This window comes from Pseudomonas berkeleyensis, assembly GCF_014109765.1.
Classification (GTDB): Bacteria; Pseudomonadota; Gammaproteobacteria; order Pseudomonadales; family Pseudomonadaceae; genus Aquipseudomonas; species Aquipseudomonas berkeleyensis.
In genome coordinates this window covers 1355438-1374918 of the sequence record NZ_CP059139.1, presented here as the reverse complement: position 1 = coordinate 1374918, position 19481 = coordinate 1355438, and the positions used below count along the sequence as shown (strand labels likewise).

At 63.1% G+C, this 19481-nt stretch carries 21 protein-coding genes; 16 read left to right on the top strand and 5 right to left on the bottom strand.

Annotated elements, in window-relative coordinates:
• The first annotated feature begins 2 nt into the window (after positions 1 to 2).
• From HS968_RS06430 to HS968_RS06420, 3 genes are all read left to right on the top strand, one after another.
• The gene (locus HS968_RS06430; protein WP_119695196.1) at positions 3 to 809 is read left to right on the top strand and encodes an outer membrane protein OmpK; all 807 of its coding nucleotides are present in this window, start codon (positions 3 to 5) and stop codon (positions 807 to 809) included.
• Positions 810 to 930: 121 nt separating this feature from the next.
• Positions 931 to 1776 (top strand): EamA family transporter, encoded by an 846-nt coding sequence (locus HS968_RS06425; RefSeq protein ID WP_182370630.1) that lies wholly within the window; start codon positions 931 to 933, stop codon positions 1774 to 1776.
• A 54-nt stretch (positions 1777 to 1830) separates the two neighbouring features.
• Positions 1831 to 2304, top strand: coding sequence for an LEA type 2 family protein (locus HS968_RS06420; RefSeq protein ID WP_182370629.1), 474 nt, complete (start codon positions 1831 to 1833; stop codon positions 2302 to 2304).
• Positions 2305 to 2330: 26 nt separating this feature from the next.
• Here HS968_RS06420 and HS968_RS06415 read toward each other — a convergent pair whose 3' ends face one another.
• Complete coding sequence (locus tag HS968_RS06415; RefSeq protein ID WP_182370628.1) at positions 2331 to 3125, bottom strand: gamma-glutamyl-gamma-aminobutyrate hydrolase family protein; 795 nt, start codon at positions 3123 to 3125, stop codon at positions 2331 to 2333.
• A gap of 465 nt (positions 3126 to 3590) precedes the next feature.
• Between HS968_RS06415 and HS968_RS06410 the strand changes: the two genes are divergently transcribed.
• Together HS968_RS06410 and HS968_RS06405 are read left to right on the top strand one after the other, a co-directional pair.
• Entirely contained in the window at positions 3591 to 3932 is a 342-nt protein-coding gene (locus tag HS968_RS06410) for a zinc ribbon domain-containing protein YjdM (RefSeq protein WP_119695200.1), read from the top strand.
• 74 nt (positions 3933 to 4006) lie between these two features.
• Positions 4007 to 4729: a substrate-binding periplasmic protein gene (locus tag HS968_RS06405; RefSeq protein WP_182370627.1), complete on the top strand. Its 723-nt coding sequence runs from the start codon at positions 4007 to 4009 to the stop codon at positions 4727 to 4729.
• A gap of 100 nt (positions 4730 to 4829) precedes the next feature.
• On the opposite strand, the gene HS968_RS06400 is transcribed toward HS968_RS06405, so the two are convergent.
• The 4 genes from HS968_RS06400 to HS968_RS06385 form a co-directional block, all read right to left on the bottom strand.
• Positions 4830 to 5606 carry a hypothetical protein gene (locus tag HS968_RS06400; protein ID WP_238338911.1) on the bottom strand — a complete coding sequence of 259 codons (777 nt, stop codon included), beginning with the start codon at positions 5604 to 5606 and terminating at the stop codon, positions 4830 to 4832.
• A 143-nt stretch (positions 5607 to 5749) separates the two neighbouring features.
• A complete protein-coding gene (locus HS968_RS06395) occupies positions 5750 to 7081 on the bottom strand; it encodes a spinster family MFS transporter (RefSeq protein WP_119695203.1) in 1332 nt (443 codons plus the stop codon).
• Positions 7082 to 7389: 308 nt separating this feature from the next.
• Complete coding sequence (gene hemH / locus HS968_RS06390; protein WP_182370626.1) at positions 7390 to 8412, bottom strand: ferrochelatase; 1023 nt, start codon at positions 8410 to 8412, stop codon at positions 7390 to 7392.
• 12 nt (positions 8413 to 8424) lie between these two features.
• A complete protein-coding gene (locus HS968_RS06385; protein ID WP_182370625.1) occupies positions 8425 to 9327 on the bottom strand; it encodes a TIGR01777 family oxidoreductase in 903 nt (300 codons plus the stop codon).
• Positions 9328 to 9518: 191 nt separating this feature from the next.
• Here HS968_RS06385 and HS968_RS06380 point away from each other — a divergent pair, with 191 nt between their 5' ends.
• From HS968_RS06380 to HS968_RS06330, 11 genes are all read left to right on the top strand, one after another.
• Positions 9519 to 10505, top strand: a complete 987-nt coding sequence (locus tag HS968_RS06380; protein ID WP_182370624.1) for an NAD(P)/FAD-dependent oxidoreductase — start codon at positions 9519 to 9521, stop codon at positions 10503 to 10505.
• The gene (locus tag HS968_RS06375; protein ID WP_119695207.1) at positions 10502 to 10726 is read left to right on the top strand and encodes a TIGR02450 family Trp-rich protein; all 225 of its coding nucleotides are present in this window, start codon (positions 10502 to 10504) and stop codon (positions 10724 to 10726) included. Before HS968_RS06380 ends, HS968_RS06375 begins: the two co-directional genes overlap by 4 nt.
• A gap of 188 nt (positions 10727 to 10914) precedes the next feature.
• On the top strand, positions 10915 to 11865 hold the full coding sequence (locus HS968_RS06370; protein WP_182370623.1) for a YbgA family protein: 951 nt from the start codon (positions 10915 to 10917) through the stop codon (positions 11863 to 11865).
• Positions 11866 to 11869: 4 nt separating this feature from the next.
• Positions 11870 to 12826 carry a MerR family transcriptional regulator gene (locus HS968_RS06365; RefSeq protein WP_182370622.1) on the top strand — a complete coding sequence of 319 codons (957 nt, stop codon included), beginning with the start codon at positions 11870 to 11872 and terminating at the stop codon, positions 12824 to 12826.
• Positions 12814 to 14250 carry a deoxyribodipyrimidine photo-lyase gene (gene phrB / locus HS968_RS06360; RefSeq protein ID WP_182370621.1) on the top strand — a complete coding sequence of 479 codons (1437 nt, stop codon included), beginning with the start codon at positions 12814 to 12816 and terminating at the stop codon, positions 14248 to 14250. The genes HS968_RS06365 and phrB overlap by 13 nt, the downstream gene beginning before the upstream one ends.
• The gene (locus tag HS968_RS06355; protein WP_119695211.1) at positions 14247 to 14669 is read left to right on the top strand and encodes a nuclear transport factor 2 family protein; all 423 of its coding nucleotides are present in this window, start codon (positions 14247 to 14249) and stop codon (positions 14667 to 14669) included. Before phrB ends, HS968_RS06355 begins: the two co-directional genes overlap by 4 nt.
• Complete coding sequence (locus tag HS968_RS06350; RefSeq protein ID WP_119695212.1) at positions 14666 to 15421, top strand: SDR family NAD(P)-dependent oxidoreductase; 756 nt, start codon at positions 14666 to 14668, stop codon at positions 15419 to 15421. The genes HS968_RS06355 and HS968_RS06350 overlap by 4 nt, the downstream gene beginning before the upstream one ends.
• A complete protein-coding gene (locus HS968_RS06345; protein ID WP_119695213.1) occupies positions 15418 to 16665 on the top strand; it encodes an NAD(P)/FAD-dependent oxidoreductase in 1248 nt (415 codons plus the stop codon). Before HS968_RS06350 ends, HS968_RS06345 begins: the two co-directional genes overlap by 4 nt.
• Entirely contained in the window at positions 16665 to 17465 is an 801-nt protein-coding gene (locus HS968_RS06340) for a DUF1365 domain-containing protein (protein ID WP_119695214.1), read from the top strand. Before HS968_RS06345 ends, HS968_RS06340 begins: the two co-directional genes overlap by 1 nt.
• Complete coding sequence (locus tag HS968_RS06335; protein ID WP_119695215.1) at positions 17452 to 18732, top strand: SAM-dependent methyltransferase; 1281 nt, start codon at positions 17452 to 17454, stop codon at positions 18730 to 18732. Before HS968_RS06340 ends, HS968_RS06335 begins: the two co-directional genes overlap by 14 nt.
• Positions 18733 to 18784: 52 nt before the next feature.
• Positions 18785 to 19312, top strand: coding sequence for a DUF2878 domain-containing protein (locus HS968_RS06330; protein ID WP_119695216.1), 528 nt, complete (start codon positions 18785 to 18787; stop codon positions 19310 to 19312).
• The last annotated feature ends 169 nt before the right edge of the window (positions 19313 to 19481 follow it).

Sequence of the window (19481 nt, the reverse complement as noted above, 5' to 3'; positions counted from 1 at the left end):
CCATGAATCGCACTCTCTCTTCGCTGGTGCTCGCCAGCGGCCTGCTGGCGGGCGGCCAGGCCATCGCCGGTGACCTGCTGCACTGGCAGAACAACAGCCTGACTTATCTCTACGGGCAGGATTTCAAGATCGACCCTGAGATTCAGCAGACCGTCACCTTCGAGCACGCCAGCGGCTGGAGCTTCGGCGACCTGTTCTTCTTCACCGATTTCATCAAGTACAACACCGATGCCAAGAACGGTGACGGCGACGGCCACACCTACTACGGTGAATTCAGCCCGCGTCTGTCGTTCGGCAAGATCAGCGGTGCCGACCTGTCCTTCGGCCCGATCAAGGATGTGCTGCTGGCCTTCACCTACGAATTCGGCGAGAAGGATGTCGATGCCTACCTGCTCGGCCCGGCGTTCGACCTGGACATCCCCGGTTTCGACTACTTCCAGCTCAACACCTACCTGCGCAAGCCGGACGGCAGCCGCCCAGGCAAGAACGTCTGGCAGATCACCCCGGTGTGGAGCTACACCATTCCGGTGGGCGAATCGGACATCCTCATCGATGGCTTCATGGACTGGGTGGTGGACAACGACAGCAACAGCCGTGGCGACTACCACGCCAACCTGCACTTCAACCCGCAGATCAAGTACGACCTGGGCAAGGCGCTGAAGTGGGGCGAGAAGCAGCTCTATGTCGGCATCGAGTACGACTACTGGAAGAACAAGTACGGCATCAAGGACGGTGGCTACGTCAGCGAGAACTTCGTGGGCTCGACCGACCAGAACACCGCCAGCCTGCTGGTCAAAGTGCACTTCTGATCGAGGCTTCCCCGCCTGAGTGGCCAAGGTCGCAGGGACTTGCGACCTTCTGCCAATGCCCTCGGCCAGCCTGACGTGGTTAGCTGCCCGGCATCACCAGACCTTCACCCAAGGATGGCCGATGCCACCGCGTATCCTGCTACTCACCTGCCTCGCCATGCTGGCGTTCGCCGGCAACTCACTGCTGTGCCGCCTGGCCCTGCGAGAAACCGACATCGATGCCGCCAGCTTCACGGCGATCCGCCTGCTCAGCGGCGCGTTGACGCTCTGGCTGCTGCTCATGCTGAGGCAGGCCAGGCAGCCCATCGCCGGCAACTGGTTCGGCGCACTGGCGCTGTTCACCTATGCGGCAGCCTTCTCCTTCGCTTACCTGCAACTGGACACCGGTACCGGTGCCCTGCTGCTATTCGGCGCCGTGCAACTGAGCATGCTGCTCTGGGGCTTGCTGCGCGGTGAACGGCTGGCGCCGCTCGCCATTCTCGGCACGGGCGTGGCCAGTGTCGGGCTGCTCGTCCTGCTGCTGCCCGGTGCCAGCGCACCACCTTTATCGGCAGCACTGCTGATGCTGCTGGCAGGCATCGCCTGGGGCGCCTATTCGCTGCTCGGCCATGGCCAGGGCGACCCACTGGCAATGACTGCCGGTAACTTTCTGCGCGCGTCACCGCTAGGCGTACTGCTGGCGTTGGTGCTGCTGCCACACCTGCAATGGGATACGCCCGGCTTGTGTTATGCGCTGCTGTCGGGCGCAGTCACCTCGGGTATCGGCTACGCCATCTGGTACAGCGCCCTGCCCGGCCTGCGCGCCAGCCAGGCGGCCACGGTACAACTGAGCGTGCCGATTCTCGCTGCTCTGGGCGGCAGCCTGCTTCTGAGCGAAGCGCTCAGCCTGCGCCTGCTGATCAGCTCGGTTGCCGTGCTGGGTGGAATCGCGCTGGTGCTGGGCAGCCGGCAACGTGCCGGGAGCTAATGGCGCACACAGCGGTCTTCTATTCTGAGCCCACAACGTCCAGGGAAGATCGCCATGCATCACCTGCTTCGTCTTTGTCTCATCGTCCTGATCGCAGCCGGCCTGAGTGCCTGTGCCAGCCTGGGCAACCGTGATCCGCTGCGGGTCGATCTGGTCGGCCTGGAACCCCTGCCCGGCCAGGGGCTGGAAGTGCGTTTTGCGGTCAAAATGCGGGTGCAGAACCCCAACGACAGCGCCGTGACGTTCAACGGCATGGCACTGGATCTGGACGTGAACGGGCAGCCACTGGCCAGTGGCGTGAGTGACCAGAGCGGCAGCGTGCCGCGCTTTGGCGAAACGGTAATCAGCGTACCGGTGAGCATTTCGGCGTTTTCAGTGATGCGTCAGGCATGGGGCGTCGCCGGTTATCAACCCGGCCAGGAGGTGCCCTACATGCTGCGCGGCAAGCTCGCCGACGGATTGTTCGGCACACGCCGCTTCAGTGACAGCGGCGTCCTGAACTGGCCACAGCCGCCAAGCCCCTACTGACGCAGGAGCCGGCGACGAGAAATGACTCAGGCGGCCTGACGGCCATTGCGCGAGGCGACTCGGCGATGGCAGGCGTCACCGAAGGCCTGGAAGATCTTCACCGAATCCGGGTTCTTTGCCGCCTGCCATTCCGGATGCCATTGCACGGCGAACAGGAAGGACGACAGGCTCGGCGCATGGATTGCCTCGATCAGACCATCCTCGGCGGTAGCCAGCACCTCCAGTCCCTTGCCCAGCTTGCGAATGGCCTGTCCGTGCAGAGAGTTGACGCGAATTTCCTGCTTGCCCATCAACTCGGCGAACCAGCTGCCAGGCACCGGACGCACGCTGTGGCTGGCGGCGTACTGCACCTCGACCGGATCATCCGGATTTTCGCGATGGTTATTGAAACCCGGCTCGGCGTAGACCTTCTGGTAGATGTCGCCGCCCAGCGCCACGTTGATTTCCTGCATGCCACGGCAGATACCGAAGATCGGTAATCCGCGGGCGATGGCCGCACGGATCAGGGGCAGGTCGAACAGGTCACGATCGCGATCCTGGCCCTTGTCTGGCGTCTCGTTCTCCTGACCGTAGAGCGCCGGGTCGATATTGCTGCCGGCGCCGGTCAGGTACACGCCGTCGGCCATCTCCAGATACTGCTCGAGGTCATTGATGCCGCAGCAGGTCGGCACCAGCAGCGGCACGCAACCGGAGAACTCGACCAGAGGCTGAATGTATTTGTGGGTCATTACCTGGTAGTCGTGGCCCTTGCGCTCTTGAGCGCCCATGGACATCAACACGACGGGTTTGCGGGGGGTGTTGCGGATTTTGTTGTCGGACATACGTCACCTTGGGACAGGCCGGGCCTATCGTTGCTGTGCAGGCCGGCGGCCAGCAGAACACTCTGCTGTAGCACGTGTGGCCTGTTTGGCTAACCCCGTGCACCGAGACTCATCCTGAGCCTGAGTGCCGCCTTCCGACGGCGGCTCGAACCGGGTCTTCTCCATCCGGAGAGGGGATCAGCGCAGCTGTCCAGAACCCGATTCGGCAACGGAATCTGCTTCCAGTCTGCCCGAGCCGTAAAATATGTCAAACAATTCAACAGAAAACACTTGAACACCACCTGCGCCACAATCTTGATAAACGCCCATTAAAAGCCATCTATACGGCATAACGGGCAAATGGATCGCAGGCGAAAAGTCCAATATTTTTAACACCGTCTTTCAGGCACTTCACGCCCTAGAGCGGCGCGCGCGAACAAAACCCTATATAATCTGCGGTTTATTCATGCTCACCGAGGACAAGCCTTGACCGCTCTGCCGCCCTGCCCCAAATGCAACTCCGAATACACCTACGAAGACGGCGCGCAGCTGGTCTGCCCCGAATGCGCCCACGAGTGGAAAGCCGGCGAGAGCGCCGAGAGCAGCGATGACGCACGCGTGATCAAGGACTCGGTCGGCAACCTGCTACAGGATGGTGACACCATCACCGTGATCAAGGATCTCAAGGTCAAGGGTTCGTCGCTGGTGGTCAAGGTCGGCACCAAGGTGAAGAACATCCGCCTGGTCGACGGCGATCACGACATCGACTGCAAGATCGACGGCATCGGCGCGATGAAGCTCAAGTCGGAGTTCGTCCGCAAGGTCTGATCCCTCTTGCCTCAGCCGTTTACCTCGCAGAAATTGACTAGCCTGAACACAGGCCTGTCATGAGGTAACCCGCCATGCGCTATCTGCTGCTTGCTCTGCTGATAACGAGCACCTCCCTGGCCGCAGACCCCTGGCGGGTGGTGGGCGACGAACAGTTCGCCCCCTACAGCTTCGTCACCGCCGAAGACGACACGCCGCGCGGGCTCGATGTCGAGCTGGTGGACGCGGTACTGCGCGAAGCCAAGGTCAACTACGACATTCGCCTGTACCCCTGGGAACGGGTCAAGCGCATGCTCGACCGCGGTGAAGTGCAGATGGCCTTTCAGTTCGCCGGCACCCCGCTGCGCCAACAGCAATACGAACTGGTCGGCCCACTGCGCAGCGGTTCGACCGTGTTCATGACCACCGCCAAGACCGCTCTCAGCGACTGGAAAAGCCTGGATGACCTGTCTCCGTACGTGATCGGCCAGGTTCGCGGCTATGCCTACGAGGGAAATTTCGACCGTGCCGATCTGGCGCGCGACACCACGGCGCAGAACCCACGACAACTGGTCTCGATGCTACTGGCCGGACGCATCGACATCATCGTCGGCGACCGCGTGCAGCTGCAGTATTTCGTGCGTGAACAACGAGCCCAGGAACAGGTGCGCATCCTGCCCCGCCCGCTGATCCAGATGCCGCGCTTCGTCGCCTTCGCCAAGGGCGATAGCGAACGTGCCCGGCAATTCTCCGAAGCACTGGTGCGCCTGCGCAAGAACGCTACGCTGGGCAAGATCGAACAACGCTGGACACACTGAAGGTCTCTCCAGAAACCACTCCGGCGCGTCGTTCTACCGCCCGCATCCAGGCAGTCGTGCGCTGCCATCGCCTAGGTTTTTAGAGGTGCCCTGGAAAGCGCTATTGCACCGGCAGGAAATTCAGCAACAGCAGGCTTTGCGCATAGTTTGCGCCCATGCGCCGGTAACGCTCCTCCAGCACATGGGTGATCAGATCCAGGCGCGCCACCATCTTGCCGAACTCCACCGCATAGCTGAGGTTGTTGCCCTGCTCGGAGAACTCGTTGGACAACAGCAGCGGGCGCCCTGTCGCATCACGACGCTGCCCCAGCATCCAGGCAGCCTTCTCCAGATTACGCGCGGCATTGTGGATGAACTGCGCGTTGAAGCTGTCGGTCAGGTAGAACTCCGTGCGTCCGCCATGAGCCGTCACCAGCATACTGCCGATGGCGTAGGTGAAGGCCGCTACGCGATCGCCCTGGAATGCCGGACTCAATGAATAATCCAGCGCCGCGACATCGCGCCGGCCACCCAGCGTCGGCCAGTCCTGGTTATGTTCGATGGCGTACTGGATCGCCTGCTCGGCCGCCGCGGCGTCAGGCAGCGCATTCTTGCGCCACTCCCGCGGATTACGCTGATACAGCTTGTTCATCAACCGGTACAGGCTGTTGAGGTTGTTGCGCATGGCCAGCGTCGCCATGCGGTCTACATCGGTCTGCAACAACTCGACCGGTTTCACCGGATTGCGCGTATTGACGATGGAGTCGTTGTCCAGACGACCACTGCAGCCGCCGATCAGCAGCAACAGAAAGGCGAGCCCCGGTAGCAATAACCGTTGCCAAAATACCGAGCTGTCGATTGGCCTGCCATACGCGGCAGACACTGGCCTCACTCCCATGCGGAGGTTCCCTGGCTGGCACGCGCCGAAATGGCGCGCGCAACACTCAGAGCCTCAGTAAAGCGCAAAAATTCCACGCTGCCTGTGCCCTGGCGCATAAACCGTGCCGATCAATGCCCGGCACGGCAGAAAAATGCACCGGTTCAGGCCGGATTGGCGGCCCATTGCTCCAGCCGCGTCACGCTCTCGCGGTAAGGCTTGAGACTCTTGGCCAGCAGGATGATCGACATCAGCACCGCCAGGGTGGTGACGATCAGCAGCGAATAGCGCAGCGCCGCGTCATCGGCGAAGACGAAGTCGGTCACCAGTGCCACTGCCGTCGGGCCTACCCCAAGGCCGATCAGGGTGATGACGAACAGATAGATGGCCGAAGCCTGGCCGCGCATCGAGTTGGGCATGATTTCCTGGATCGCTGCCGGCGCCACGCCGAACGGCATGCTCAGGCAGAACACAGTGGGCGCCATCAGCACGCTGGCCCAGAACGCGGTGTCCATCAGCGGGAACAGCACCACCATCGGCAAGGCACCCAGCGCGGCGTAGAGGCCGACACGCATGTTGGCATCGCTGCGCCCGCGCTTGGCCATCCAGTCCGCCAGGCGGCCACCGAAAACGATACCCAGGCAGCCGAACACCGCCACGATGCTGCCGTAGACGATGCCGACCTGGCCGGCGTCCCAGCCATAGGTGCGGATATAGAAGGTCGGCACCCAGGCCGCACTGCCATAGCCGGCGAAGGCCAGGCCGGCGAAGCCGAAGTTGTGCAGCAGCACGGTGCGACGGTTGGCGCGAATGTAGCGCCCCACCTCACTGAGCGGCACCGCTACACCGGCCCCCACACCACGCCGGGCAGGTTCCTTGACCGCCAGCATCAGCAGGGTGAACAGCACACCGGCAACCCCGAGAATGAGGAAGATCAACTGCCACGGGCGGACTTCGCCCAGCACCGGCAGCGTCACGTCGCCCTGTGCCGAGGCGAACTGGATGACCAGGCCACCGACCAGAAAGGCCAGCCCCGACCCCAGGTATACACCCATGGAATAGACGCTGATGGCCGTGGCCCGGCGCTCGGCGGGGAAGCTGTCGGCAATCAGCGAGTAAGCGGCTGGCGACAGCGCCGCCTCGCCCACACCGACACCGATGCGGCAGAGCAGAAACTGCCAGTACATCTTGGCCATGCCACACGCGGCGGTGGCAGCGCTCCAGAACAGCACACCGATAGCGATCAGCCCACGCCGGCTGCGGGTGTCGGCCACACGCCCGAGGGGAATGCCACAAACGGTATAGAACAGGGCGAAGGACAAGCCCATCAGCAGGCTCATCTGCGTATCGTTGATCGCCAGGTCGCGGCGAATGGGCTCGACCAACAGGTTGAGAATCTGCCGATCGACGAAAGACAGGACGTAAGCCACCATCAGGATGGCGACAGTGACCCAGGCTCGGGTACTGGAGGGATAGCCGTTATTGTTGTTATGCACGGACGCTCTCCTCGGCACCGCTTGGGGTGCTTCTAAAAACGTAGGCGAGGCAGTCAGCGCAAGGCAAAAACAGGCGAAAAAGCGCAGTTTACGAGCTGTAAATGAGCATTTTGAGCGTGTTTTTAACGCAGCGATGACAACGCAGGTAGTTTTTAGAAGTGCCCTTGACGCGATGCGCGGTGGTTGAAAGAGCCGCCAGCTTAGGACGATATAAACGGCAGTGAGTATCGCTCGAAGGTGTTATCAGAACGGCGAATGCTTCATACCCGCCAAGGCGAATGCCTCGCCTTGACGGTCAGCGATGTAACCTAAAGGGACACTGGTGCTCGCTCGCAAAGCACCTTCAATGCCGCTGCCCAATCGGGGTGATCATTCAGGCAGGGCACCAGTTGCAGGCTCTCCCCCCCAGCCTCGACGAACTGTTCACTGCCACGATCGCCGATCTCCTCAAGGGTCTCGATGCAGTCGGCAACGAACGCCGGGCACATCACCAGCAGCTTCTTCACACCCTGCGCAGCCAACTCATCCAGGCGGGCCTCGGTATAGGGCTCGATCCATTTGGCACGCCCCAGGCGCGACTGGAAGCTCACCGACCACTGCTCCGGGCGCAGTCCCATGCGATGGGCGAACAGCTCCGCGCTACGCAGGCATTGCGCGCGGTAACAGTTGGCGAGTACCTGCGGCGAAGCCGTGCGGCAGCAGTCCTCCCCCTTGAGGCAATGGCCGCTGGGATCGAGCTTGTGCAGATGCCGCTCCGGCAGGCCGTGGAAGCTCAGCAACAGGTGGTCGAAATCCTGCTCCAGATAAGGTTTGGCACTGGCGACCAGCGCATCGAGGTACTCGGGTTGGTCATAGAACGGCGGCAAGGTGGACAGTCGCAGCGACAGGCCATGCTCGCGAACCACCCGCTTCACCTCCTCGATCACCGTGGTGGTGGTGCTGTCAGCAAACTGCGGATACAGCGGTGCCAGGGTGACTTCGCGGATGCCCTGCCTGGCCAGACGCAGCAGGGTCGACTCGATGGACGGTTCGCCATAGCGCATGGCCAACTCTACCGGACCGTGGCTCCACTGCGCCTTCATCGCCTCCTGCAGGCGGCGGCTGAGCACGACCAGCGGCGAGCCTTCGTCCCACCAGATAGAGGAATAGGCATGCGCCGACGCGGCAGGACGCTTGATCAGGATCAGCGACACCAGCAGTCGACGCAGCGGCCAGGGCAGATCGATCACGTAAGGATCCATCAGGAACTGATTGAGGTAACGGCGGACATCAGCTACTTCGGTAGACGCGGGCGAACCCAGGTTAACCAGCAACAATGCGTGATCGGTCATGCGAAATCCTAGTCAGTGATGGCCCAGCAAATCCACCAGGGCCACATCCAGATGGGTAAAACGGAAACTGAAGCCGGCCTCGAGCAAACGCATCGGTACGGCACGCTGGCCACCGAGCAACAAACCGGACATCTCACCCAGGCCAGCCCGCAAGGCGAAAGCCGGCACCGGGAGCAAGGTCGGACGGCTCAGCGCCTGCCCCATGGCCTTGGTGAACTCGGCGTTACGCGCCGGTAATGGCGCGCAGGCATTATAAGGACCGCGGGCCTCGCTGTGCTGCAAGAGAAAATCCATCAGGGCGATTTGATCGGCGAAATGAATCCATGGCATCCACTGCCGCCCATCACCCAGACGACCACCGAGGCCCAGCTTGAAGGGCAATAGCAGGCGCTTGAGCATGCCGCCGTCGGGGTTCAGCACCAGGCCAGTGCGCACCAGCACCACACGAATGCCTAGCGCCTCGGCACGTAACGCGGTTTCCTCCCAGGCGCCGCATAACTGCGCGGCGAAATCATCGGTGACCCGCGGGGTATTTTCGTTCAGTTCCTGTTCGCCGCCGTCGCCGTACCAGCCCACCGCCGAACCGGACAATAGTACCGCCGGCTGCTGCTCGCGGCTGTGCAGCCAGGCCAGCAGTTGCTCGGTCAGCCCGATGCGACTGGCCCACAGCAGGGCCTTGCGCTTCTTGCTCCAGGGTCGATCGGCAATCGGCGCACCAGCCAGGTTGACCACGGCATCCAGCGGTTCATCGGTCAGTTCCTCGAGCCGGGCAATCCCTCGAACGCTCGGCCCGCACAACTCGGCTACCTTGGCCGGCTGGCGACTCCAGACAGTCAGGCGGTGGCCCTGTTCGGCCCAGTACGCGCACAGCGCACGGCCGATCATGCCGGTACCGCCGGTCAGCAGGATATGCATGGCATCCTCCTCGCATGGCAATGGATGAGAGTCTTTTTTCAGACACACACGTGCCTTTATCGATTGCCGCGTTTGTCCTAAACCTAAAGACAGGGAGTGCCACTCACGGCATCAGCTATACATGAAAACATTCTTGTATAGCTTTTGTCCAAAACGTAGCCTGTAATGCATTCAGCGCTAACGAGGTCACCATGAACGCACCCATCGCCATCATCGGTACCGGCCTGGCGGGACTCTCCGCCGCGCAGGCTCTGCACGCCGCAGGCCTGGAGATCGAGCTGTTCGACAAGAGCCGTGGCAGTGGCGGGCGTATGGCCAGCAAACGCAGCGACGCCGGCAGCCTGGATCTGGGTGCCCAATACTTCACCGCCCGTGATCGCCGCTTCGTCGAAGTGGTGCAGCAGTGGCAGGCACGCGGCTGGGTCGCACAGTGGGCACCGAATCTGTACAACGCCCAGGACGGCCAGCTCAGCGCCTCGCCGGATGAACAACTGCGCTGGGTCGGTGCACCACGCATGAGCGCCATCACCCGCGCTCTGCTCGGCGCCCTGCCAGTGCACTTCAGTTGCCGCATCGCCGAGGTGTTTCGCGGTGACCGCCACTGGAACCTACTGGACACGGAAGGCAACAGCCACGGCCCCTTCAGCCACGTGATCATCGCCACCCCCGCCCCTCAGGCCAGCGCCCTGCTGGCAGCCGCCCCCAAACTGGCAGGCGCTGCCGCCAGCGTGGTCATGGAACCGACCTGGGCCGTCGCCCTGGGCTTCGACACGGCGCTGGAAACCCGCGTGGAAGGCTGCTTCGTGCAGGACAGCTCACTCGACTGGATCGCCCGTAACCGCAGCAAACCCGGCCGTGACAATCACCTCGACACCTGGGTGCTGCACGCCACCAGCGCCTGGAGCCGGCAGCACCTGGATCTGCCCAAGGAAGCGGTGATCGAACAACTGCACGGCGCCTTCGCCGAGCTGATCGGCTGCGCGGTGCCGTCCCCCAGCTTCACCCTTGCCCACCGCTGGCTCTATGCCCGTCCGGCACAGGCACACCAATGGGGCGCATTGGCCGATGCCGACCTGGGGCTGTACGCCTGTGGCGACTGGTGCCTGTCCGGGCGCGTCGAAGGGGCCTGGCTCAGTGGCCAGGACGCAGCCCGCCGCCTGCTCGAACACCTGACATGAACACGCCGCGTCGCCTCAACCCGCGCAAGCTGCTGCTGTCGAAATGGACGGCGACACAACCGCAGAACCGTGAGCGCCACTTCCTGGTTACCGAACTGATTCGCGACGAGGACGACAACATCCTCGCCGTCGAGCTTCAGGCAGTGCTGACCAGGCGCAGCCAGACACTCGACTGGCATCAGTTACTCGATACCCAGCGCTGGCTGCAAGGCTGGCGCTAACCCCCCTCTTCCTCCACTACGCTCTTGTGGACGCCGATCGCTGTTACGGCGTCAGGGTGTTTGCATACTCGCGCAACAAATTCGATACCAAAGCTGTACAAATCATTTGACTTGTACAACAGCAAACCTATGATGAACACAAGTTGTACATATGCAACTCGATGTACAAGACCATCAGAGGTCATGCCATGCAGTCGAACAAAGCCAAACTCGGGATCAGCGCCTGCCTGATGGGCGCGGAAGTACGCTACAACGGTGGCCATAAGCTGTCGCGCCTGTGCAGCCGCAGTCTCAGCGAGCACTTCGATTTCATCCCGGTGTGCCCAGAGGTGGGCATTGGCATGCCGGTCCCGCGCGAACCCATCCGCCTGGTGGGCGACCCGCAGTCGCCACGAGCTGTCGGAACGGTCGACCGCTCGCGTGACGTGACCGATGCGCTGGCAGCCTACGCGCAGCGCATGGCCGATGACCTGCAAGGCATCAGTGGCTTCATCTTCATGCAACAGTCGCCGTCCTGCGGCCTGGAACGAGTCAAGGTCTATCAGGAAGGGGGGCGCCCCAGCGAGCCGGGGCGCGGCATCTTCGCTGCAGCGTTCTGCGCCCTGCACCCGGATCTGCCGGTGGAGGAAGACGGCCGCCTCAACGACCCGGTGCTACGCGAGAACTTCATCACCCGCGTCTATGCCCATGCCGAGTGGCAACACCTGTTACAGCAAGGCCTCAGCCGCCGCGCACTGATCGCCTACCACTCGCGCTACAAATACCTGCTGATGGCTACCGATCCGGCACGCTACAAATCGCTCGGACAATTGCTCGGCAACCTCGCTCGCCATGACCTGGCCGACCTGGCGCCGCACTACTTCAGTGAACTCATGGCAGCCCTGAAGAAGTGCGCCACCCGCGGTACCCACAGCAATGTGCTGCAGCACCTGAGCGGCTACCTCAAGCGCACCTTGAGTAGCGATGAAAAACAGGAAATGCAGCAGCTGATCGGTCAGTACCGCGCCGGCATCGTGCCGCTGGTGGTTCCACTGACGCTGCTCAAGCATCACTTCCGCCGACATCCGGATCGCTACATCGCCAGCCAGGCGTACCTGCAGCCGCACCCGGAACCCCTCAGCCTGCGCAACGCACTCTAAGCCGATGACAAACGCACAACTCGCCGACGAAGAGATCGGGTACGACTACCGCCAAGCCCTGGACGAAGGCTTCCTGCCCATTCGCGAAGTGGCGCGCAGCACCGGCATCAACGCCGTGACCCTGCGAGCCTGGGAGCGCCGTTACGGCCTGATCGTGCCGTACCGCACGCCCAAGGGACATCGTCTGTACTCGCCAGCCAACCTCGAACGCATCAGCGCCATCCTCGCCTGGTTGTCCCGTGGCGTCGCCGTCGGCCAGGTCAAGGCGCTGCTCGACCATAACCAGGCGCCGCAACCTGCGAGCAGCGACAACTGGTCGTGCCTGCGCGGCGAGCTGCTCGACTGCATCAGCGCACTCAACGAGCGGCGCCTGGATGATCGCTTCAATGCCAGCCTGACGCTGTATCCCGCCAGCACCCTGGTCGAGCAACTGCTCTGGCCCCTGCTCGGCGAACTCGATCAGCGCTGGCAAGGACAGTTCGGCGCCCGCCTGGAGCAGGTGTTCTTCTTCTCCTGGCTGCGCAGCAAGCTGGCCACCCGCGTCTACCACAGCAACCGCCAGGTCGGGGGCGCGCCACTGCTGCTGATCAACCTCGGCGAAGCGCCCATGGAACCCGGCTTGTGGCTGAGCGCCTGGCTGGCCAGCACCAGCGACTGCCCGGTGGAAGTGTTCGACTGGCCGCTACCGCCCCATGAGTTGCTCACCGCCCTGGAGCATATAGCGCCCCGTGCCCTGCTGCTGTACGCCGATCAGGCCCTGGACAACACCCTGCTGCGTCGGCATCTGCCGCGCCTGGCCGAGCAATCTCCGGTGCCGCTGCTGATCGCCGGCCCGGCTGCCCACATTCACCGCGACGCGTTGGCCGGCCTGCATTCGGCGACCGATCCGCTCGCCGCGTATGCCTGGCTGCTCAGTCACGGCCTGCTCGGCGCCCAAGAGGTAACCCCATGCAGCAACTGATGTGGTTCCGCAGCGACCTGCGAATTCAGGACAACACCGCCCTGAGTCGCGCCATGAGCAGCGGTGCGACCATCGCCCTGTACCTGGTCACCCCTGGCCAATGGCAGCGCCACGACGATGCCGCGTGCAAGGTGGACTTCTGGTTGCGCAACCTGGCGCAGCTCAGCCAGACCCTGGCCGAACTCAACGTCCCCTTGCTGGTACGGCACTGCGATACCTGGGAACAGGCACCTGGCGTGATCGCCGAGGTTTGCCACCAACACAACATCAGCGCCGTGCACGTCAACGACGAGTACGGCATCAACGAGAGCCAGCGCGATCATCACGTGGCGGCTTACCTCGGCCAGCAGACGATTGCCTGGCACAACTACCTCGACCAGCTGTTCTTCCAGCCCGGCAGCGTGCTGACTCGCTCCGGCACTTATTTCCAGGTCTACAGTCAGTTTCGCAAGGTCTGCTACGAGCGCTTGCACAGCGCCCTGCCCAGCCCAGTCGGCACCCCGCGGGCACAAACGCCACAGGCGCTGACCGCCGATCCTGTGCCGCAGGCGGTGGACGGTTTCGAAACGCCCAGCAGCGAGCTACAGGCACTCTGGCCGGCCGGCGAGCAAGCCGCTCAACAACGCCTGGCGCGTTTCGCCGATGAGCAGATTACCTTCTACCAGAACGAGCGCGACTTCCCTGCCCTGCCTGGCACCAGCCAACTGTCGGCCTACCTGGCCGCAGGTGTACTGTCGCCACGCCAGTGCCTGCATGCGGCGCTGGCAGCCAACCAGGGCGAGTTCGACAGCGGCAACCCCGGTGTCATCACCTGGATCAACGAACTGCTCTGGCGCGAGTTCTACAAGCACATCCTGGTCGGTTACCCGCGCGTCTCCCGGCATCGCGCCTTTCGTCTGGAGACCGAAGCCGTGCCATGGCGCCATGCGCCACAGGAGCTGGCCGCCTGGCAGGAGGGTCGCACCGGCCTGCCGATCATCGATGCCGCCATGCGCCAGTTGCGTGAAACCGGCTGGATGCACAACCGGCTGCGCATGGTCGTCGCCATGTTCCTGACCAAGAACCTGCTGATCGACTGGCGTGAAGGCGAGCGCTTCTTCATGCGCCATCTGATCGACGGTGACCTGGCGGCGAACAACGGCGGCTGGCAATGGAGCTCGTCGACCGGCACCGACGCGGCGCCCTACTTTCGCATCTTCAACCCCATCAGCCAGTCGCAGAAATTCGACCCCGAAGGACGCTTCATCCGTCACTGGGTGCCGGAGCTGGCTGGCCTGAACAAACGCGATATCCATGATCCGTCCGCGCTCGGCGGGCTGTTCGCGCCAGCCAATTATCCGCGTCCGATCGTCGATCTGGCACGTTCGCGCGAGCGCGCCCTGGCTGCCTTCAAGAACCTCGACAACTCGGAGGTTCCGGCATGAACGATTTCCTGTGCCGCTTCGCCGAACGCTTCGCTACGCTGAACAAGGACAACCTGTATCTGCTCGGCGAGCTGTACAGCGACGACGTGATCTTTCGCGACCCTCTGCATGAAGTGCACGGGCTGACGGCCGTGCAGGCTTACTTCGCCGAGTTGTACGCCAACGTCGAAGCGCTGCATTTCGAATTCCACGGTTTCGACCGGGTCGATGCCGGCGAAGGCTACCTGCGCTGGACCATGCGCTATCGCCACCCGCGCCTGCGCGGCGGCGCCGAGATTGCCGTCGAGGGCTGCTCGCACCTGCTCTGGCGCGACAAGGTCTACCAGCACCGTGACTACTTCGATGCCGGCGCCCTGCTGTATGAACACCTGCCCGTGCTCGGCAGCGTCATCGCCTGGCTGAAACGGAGGCTGGCATGAAACGTATCTGGCTTACCGGCGCCAGCAGCGGCATTGGTGCGGCCCTGGCGGAACAACTGCTGCGTGCCGGCCATCGACTGGCCCTAAGCGCGCGCAGCAGCGGCCCGCTGCAGGATTTCGCCAGCCGCTACGGCGATCAGGTGCTGGTCGTGCCAGGCGATCTGACCGACCCCGCCCAGGTACGCGCCATCGGTGAACGTATCGCCCTGCAGTGGGGGGCACTGGATTGCGCGATTCTCAATGCCGGCACCTGCGAGTACGTCGATGTGCGGCAGTTCGAGGCGGCCATGATCGAGCGCGTGGTCAGCGCCAATCTGTTTTCCGCCAGCCATTGCATCGAGGCGGCGCTGCCGTTGCTGCGTCGTGGCAATCGCCCGCATCTGGTCGGTGTCGGCAGCTCGGTGACCTTTCTGCCGCTACCACGCGCCGAGGCCTACGGCGCCTCCAAGGCCGCCATGCGCTACCTGATGCAGACATTGCGCATCGACCTGGCCAGCGAAGGCATCGACGTCACCCTGGTCAGCCCCGGCTTCGTCGACACGCCGCTGACGCAGAAAAACGACTTCCCGATGCCCATGCGCTGGCCGGTCGAACGCGCCGCGAGGCATATCGCCGAGCGCCTGGATAAGCGTCCGCACGAGATCGCTTTCCCCACCCCTTTCATCGCCGTACTGAAGCTGCTCGGCAGCCTGCCCAGCCGCCTGCAACTGGCCATTGGTCGCCGCCTGGCGCGTAACGAGGAACACGCATGAAAATCGCCATCATCGGCAGCGGTATCGCCGGTCTGACCTGCGCCTATTTGCTCAATCGCCAGCACGAGATCCAGGTGTTCGAGGCCAGCGACTGGGTCGGCGGTCACACCCACACCGTCGATGTCACGGTCAACGGGCGCGAATACGCTGTCGACACCGGTTTCATCGTGTTCAACGACTGGACCTACCCCAACTTCATCCGCCTGCTGGAACAGATCGGCGTCGGCTTCAAACCTGCCGAGATGAGCTTCTCGGTCAGCGACCCGGTCACCGGCGTTGAGTACAACGGCCACGACCTCAACACCCTGTTCGCCCAACGCCGCAACCTGCTCTCGCCGGCCTTCTGGGGCATGCTACGCGACATCCTGCGCTTCAATCGCCAATCCCAGGAAGACCTGGCCAACGGTCACATCGACAGCGAGACGACCCTCGGCGAATACCTCGAAAGCAATGGCTATGGCCGGCGCTTCATCGAGCACTACATCGTGCCCATGGGCTCGGCCATCTGGTCGATGTCGCTGGCCGACATGCTCGCCTTCCCGCTGCAATTCTTCGTGCGTTTCTGCAAGAACCACGGCCTGCTGTCGGTCAGCGACCGCCCGCAATGGCAAGTGATCGAAGGTGGCTCGCGCAGCTACGTGGCACCGTTGACCGCCAGCTTCGCCGAGCACATTCGCCTCAACTGTCCGGTCAGCCGCGTCGTACGCGACCAGGACGGCGTCACCCTGCACAGTGCCGCTGGCCAGGAGCGCTTCGACAAGGTGGTATTCGCCTGCCATAGCGACCAGGCTCTGGCCCTGCTGGATCAGGCCAGCCAGCAGGAACGGGAAATCCTTGGCGCCCTGCCCTACGCCAACAACGATGTGGTGCTGCACACCGACACCCGTCTGCTGCCCAAGCGCAAGCTGGCCTGGGCCAGTTGGAACTATCGCCTGGGTGGGCCAAGCGACCAGCTCGCTGCCGTCACCTATGACATGAACATCCTGCAGGGCATCGAAAGCGACACCACTTTCTGCGTCAGCCTCAACCAAACTGCCGCCATCGACCCGACAAAAATCCTCGCGCGCTTCCAATACGCCCACCCGCAGTACAGCCTGGCAGGCACCGCAGCGCAGGCACGCTGGGAGGAATTGCTCGGCGCCCAGCACAGCTATTTCTGCGGTGCCTACTGGGCCAACGGCTTCCACGAGGACGGCGTGGTCAGCGCGCTGCGCGTGGCCCGTGCCTTCGGGGAAGCGCTGTAATGCACAGCGCCCTGTACAGCGGCTGGGTGCAGCATCGTCGCTTCGCCCCGCGCGCGCATGCCTTTCGCTACCGCATGGGCCTGCTGTACCTCGATCTGAGCGAGCAGGCGCAGCTGTTTGCCCTCTCGCCATTGGCCGGCAGCGGCCGCTGGGCGCCATTCGCCTTCCGCGAAACCGATTACCTGCCCGAGCACACCCGCCAGGGCATGCCACTGCACGAGGCCGTACGCAATCGCGTGGAAGCGGCGCTGGGCTCGCGACCAATGGGTCGCATCTGCCTGCTGACGCAGCCACGCAGTTGGGGCCTGGCGTTCAATCCGGCGAGTTTCTTCTACTGCTTCGATGAAGACGAGGCGCTCATGGCGATTCTCTGCGAAGTCAGCAATACGCCCTGGCGCCAGCGCTACCACTACGTGCTGCCTGCCAGCGGCGAAGGCCGTCATCAGGTTCGTGTCGACAAGGCCTTCCATGTTTCGCCTTTCCTGCCGCGCGAGCTGGAGTACCGCATGAGCTTGAGCCCGGTAGGCGAACGCCTGGGCATCCACATGGCCGACTGGCAGGGCGAGACCAAGGTGTTCGACGCCAGCCTCAGCCTGCACCGCAGGCCGCTGACCCGCACCAACCTGCACCGCTACCTGCTGACCTTCCCCTGGATGACCGGCAAGACCCTTGCCGCCATCTATTGGCAGGCGCTGCGCCTGCTGCTCAAACGCATCCCGATTTTCGACCACAGCCCCGCGCAAGGCAGCTTCAGTGTTGCCCGCCCGCACGTGAAGGACATGCCCCATGAAAAGCTCTAGCCTGACCTCCACCAGAAGCCTGGTACGCAGCGGCAACGGCATTGGTGCCGGCCTGCTGCGGCGCGCCGTGCTGCGCCAACTGGAAAACCTGCAGCATGGCCTGCTGCTGATCCAGGAAGGCAACGACACCCTGCATTTCGGCAAGCCACAGAGCGATCTGCGCGCCGAAATCCGGGTCAGCGATCCGGCCGTCTGGGGACTGGTTGCCGGTAACGGCTCGATCGGTGCAGGCGAAGCCTATATCCATGGCTACTGGAGCACGCCGGATCTCACCGCGGTAATCCGTATCTTCGTCGCCAACCTCGACGTACTCGACGCCATGGAGGGCGGTCTGGCACGCCTGGGCCGCCCCTTGATCCAGGGGCTGCACTGGCTCAACCGCAATACTCGCCAGGGTTCACGGCGCAATATCGCGGCGCACTACGACCTGGGCAATGACCTGTTCGAACAGTTTCTCGACCCGACCATGATGTACTCCGCCGCAATGTTCCTGCGTGAGGACGACAGCCTGGAACAGGCGCAGCTCAACAAGCTCGAACGCATCTGCGAGAAGCTCGCGCTACAGCCATCCGATCACCTGCTGGAAATCGGTACCGGCTGGGGCAGCATGGCCATCTATGCCGCGACCCATTACGGCTGCCGGGTGACCACCACTACCTTGTCGCGCGAGCAATACGCCTACACCGAACGGCGCGTCCGCGAACTTGGCCTGGAAGGTCGCATCACCCTGCTTCTAGAGGACTATCGCGACCTCGACGGCCAGTACGACAAGCTGGTCTCCATCGAGATGATCGAAGCCGTCGGCCATCGTTTTCTGCCCACCTACTTCGAGCAGTGCGCACGTCTGCTCAAGCCCGACGGACTGATGCTGCTGCAGGCCATCACCATTCGTGACCAGCGTTACGAGCAGGCTTGCCAGTCGGTCGATTTCATCCAGCGCTACATCTTCCCCGGCGGCGCCCTGCCCTCGGTACACAAGATGCTGGAAGTGGTGAGCCGCCACACCGATCTCAACCTGCACCACATGGAAGATTTCGGCCTGCACTACGCGCGTACCCTGCGCCTGTGGCACGACAACCTGCGCCAGGCCCGCCAGCGTCTGGAGCAACTGGGCTACGACGACTACTTCTACCGGCTGTGGGAGTTCTACCTGTGCTACTGCGAGGGCGGTTTCCTCGAGCGCACCATCGGCACCGCGCAACTGCTGCTGGCCAAGGCCGGCGCCAGGCCGCTGCCACATTATGTACAGCCTTCGACGTTGGCCTGAGGGATTCAGTGACCTAGACTGCGCCGCCTGGATCATCCACAGGGAAGCCGCAATGCCCAGACTGCTAGCCAATGCCATCCTCTTCCAGCTCAGCTGGTTCGCCTGCGTGCTCGGCGGCGACGGGCCCTGGTTGCTGGTCGTGGTAGTCGCATTGGCCGTGCACCTGTTCTGGGTGAGCAGTTGGCCAGCAGAGGGCAAGTTGCTGCTCAGCGTTTTCCTGTTCGGCAGTGCAGTGGACAGCTTCTTGCTGCACCTGGGCGTCTTCGATTTCGGCGAGCCACGCACGCTGATTCCCCTGTGGCTGGCGTCGTTGTGGCTGCTCCTGGGCACGACCCTCAATCACTGCCTGGCCTGGAGCGCGCAGCCCTGGTGGCGCGCCAGCCTGCTCGGCGCCGTCGGCGGGCCGATGGCCTATTACGCGGGCGCGCAACTGGGCGGTGTACAACTGCCACTGGGCAACGTCACGACATTGGGGCTGCTGGCAGTCATCTGGGCCATCGTGCTGCCGGTTCTGCATGGCTTCGCCAGGCTCTATCGCCTCCAATACCAGCAGAGACAACGCCTGCTGCAACGGCCATAACCGGCGAAGTCGCCCCAGCAAGACGCGCGTCTCAGCGCTTGTTTACGATCTTGTGAGCTAGAGCCTGGCTAGGCATAAACGCTTGAGAAAGCGCAGTTTACAAGCGGTAAATGAGCATTTCGGAAGCGTTTTTAGCGACGCCAGACCGACGCGCAGCAGATCGTGGACA

Coding starts and splice junctions, on each gene's coding strand:
- HS968_RS06430 (WP_119695196.1), top strand. CDS start 3: ATGAATCGCACTCTCTCTTCGCTGGTGCTCGCCAGCGGCCTGCTGGCG.
- HS968_RS06425 (WP_182370630.1), top strand. CDS start 931: ATGCCACCGCGTATCCTGCTACTCACCTGCCTCGCCATGCTGGCGTTC.
- HS968_RS06420 (WP_182370629.1), top strand. CDS start 1,831: ATGCATCACCTGCTTCGTCTTTGTCTCATCGTCCTGATCGCAGCCGGC.
- HS968_RS06415 (WP_182370628.1), bottom strand. CDS start 3,125: ATGTCCGACAACAAAATCCGCAACACCCCCCGCAAACCCGTCGTGTTG.
- HS968_RS06405 (WP_182370627.1), top strand. CDS start 4,007: ATGCGCTATCTGCTGCTTGCTCTGCTGATAACGAGCACCTCCCTGGCC.
- HS968_RS06400 (WP_238338911.1), bottom strand. CDS start 5,606: ATGGGAGTGAGGCCAGTGTCTGCCGCGTATGGCAGGCCAATCGACAGC.
- hemH (WP_182370626.1), bottom strand. CDS start 8,412: ATGACCGATCACGCATTGTTGCTGGTTAACCTGGGTTCGCCCGCGTCT.
- HS968_RS06385 (WP_182370625.1), bottom strand. CDS start 9,327: ATGCATATCCTGCTGACCGGCGGTACCGGCATGATCGGCCGTGCGCTG.
- HS968_RS06380 (WP_182370624.1), top strand. CDS start 9,519: ATGAACGCACCCATCGCCATCATCGGTACCGGCCTGGCGGGACTCTCC.
- HS968_RS06375 (WP_119695207.1), top strand. CDS start 10,502: ATGAACACGCCGCGTCGCCTCAACCCGCGCAAGCTGCTGCTGTCGAAA.
- HS968_RS06370 (WP_182370623.1), top strand. CDS start 10,915: ATGCAGTCGAACAAAGCCAAACTCGGGATCAGCGCCTGCCTGATGGGC.
- HS968_RS06365 (WP_182370622.1), top strand. CDS start 11,870: ATGACAAACGCACAACTCGCCGACGAAGAGATCGGGTACGACTACCGC.
- phrB (WP_182370621.1), top strand. CDS start 12,814: ATGCAGCAACTGATGTGGTTCCGCAGCGACCTGCGAATTCAGGACAAC.
- HS968_RS06355 (WP_119695211.1), top strand. CDS start 14,247: ATGAACGATTTCCTGTGCCGCTTCGCCGAACGCTTCGCTACGCTGAAC.
- HS968_RS06350 (WP_119695212.1), top strand. CDS start 14,666: ATGAAACGTATCTGGCTTACCGGCGCCAGCAGCGGCATTGGTGCGGCC.
- HS968_RS06345 (WP_119695213.1), top strand. CDS start 15,418: ATGAAAATCGCCATCATCGGCAGCGGTATCGCCGGTCTGACCTGCGCC.
- HS968_RS06340 (WP_119695214.1), top strand. CDS start 16,665: ATGCACAGCGCCCTGTACAGCGGCTGGGTGCAGCATCGTCGCTTCGCC.
- HS968_RS06335 (WP_119695215.1), top strand. CDS start 17,452: ATGAAAAGCTCTAGCCTGACCTCCACCAGAAGCCTGGTACGCAGCGGC.
- HS968_RS06330 (WP_119695216.1), top strand. CDS start 18,785: ATGCCCAGACTGCTAGCCAATGCCATCCTCTTCCAGCTCAGCTGGTTC.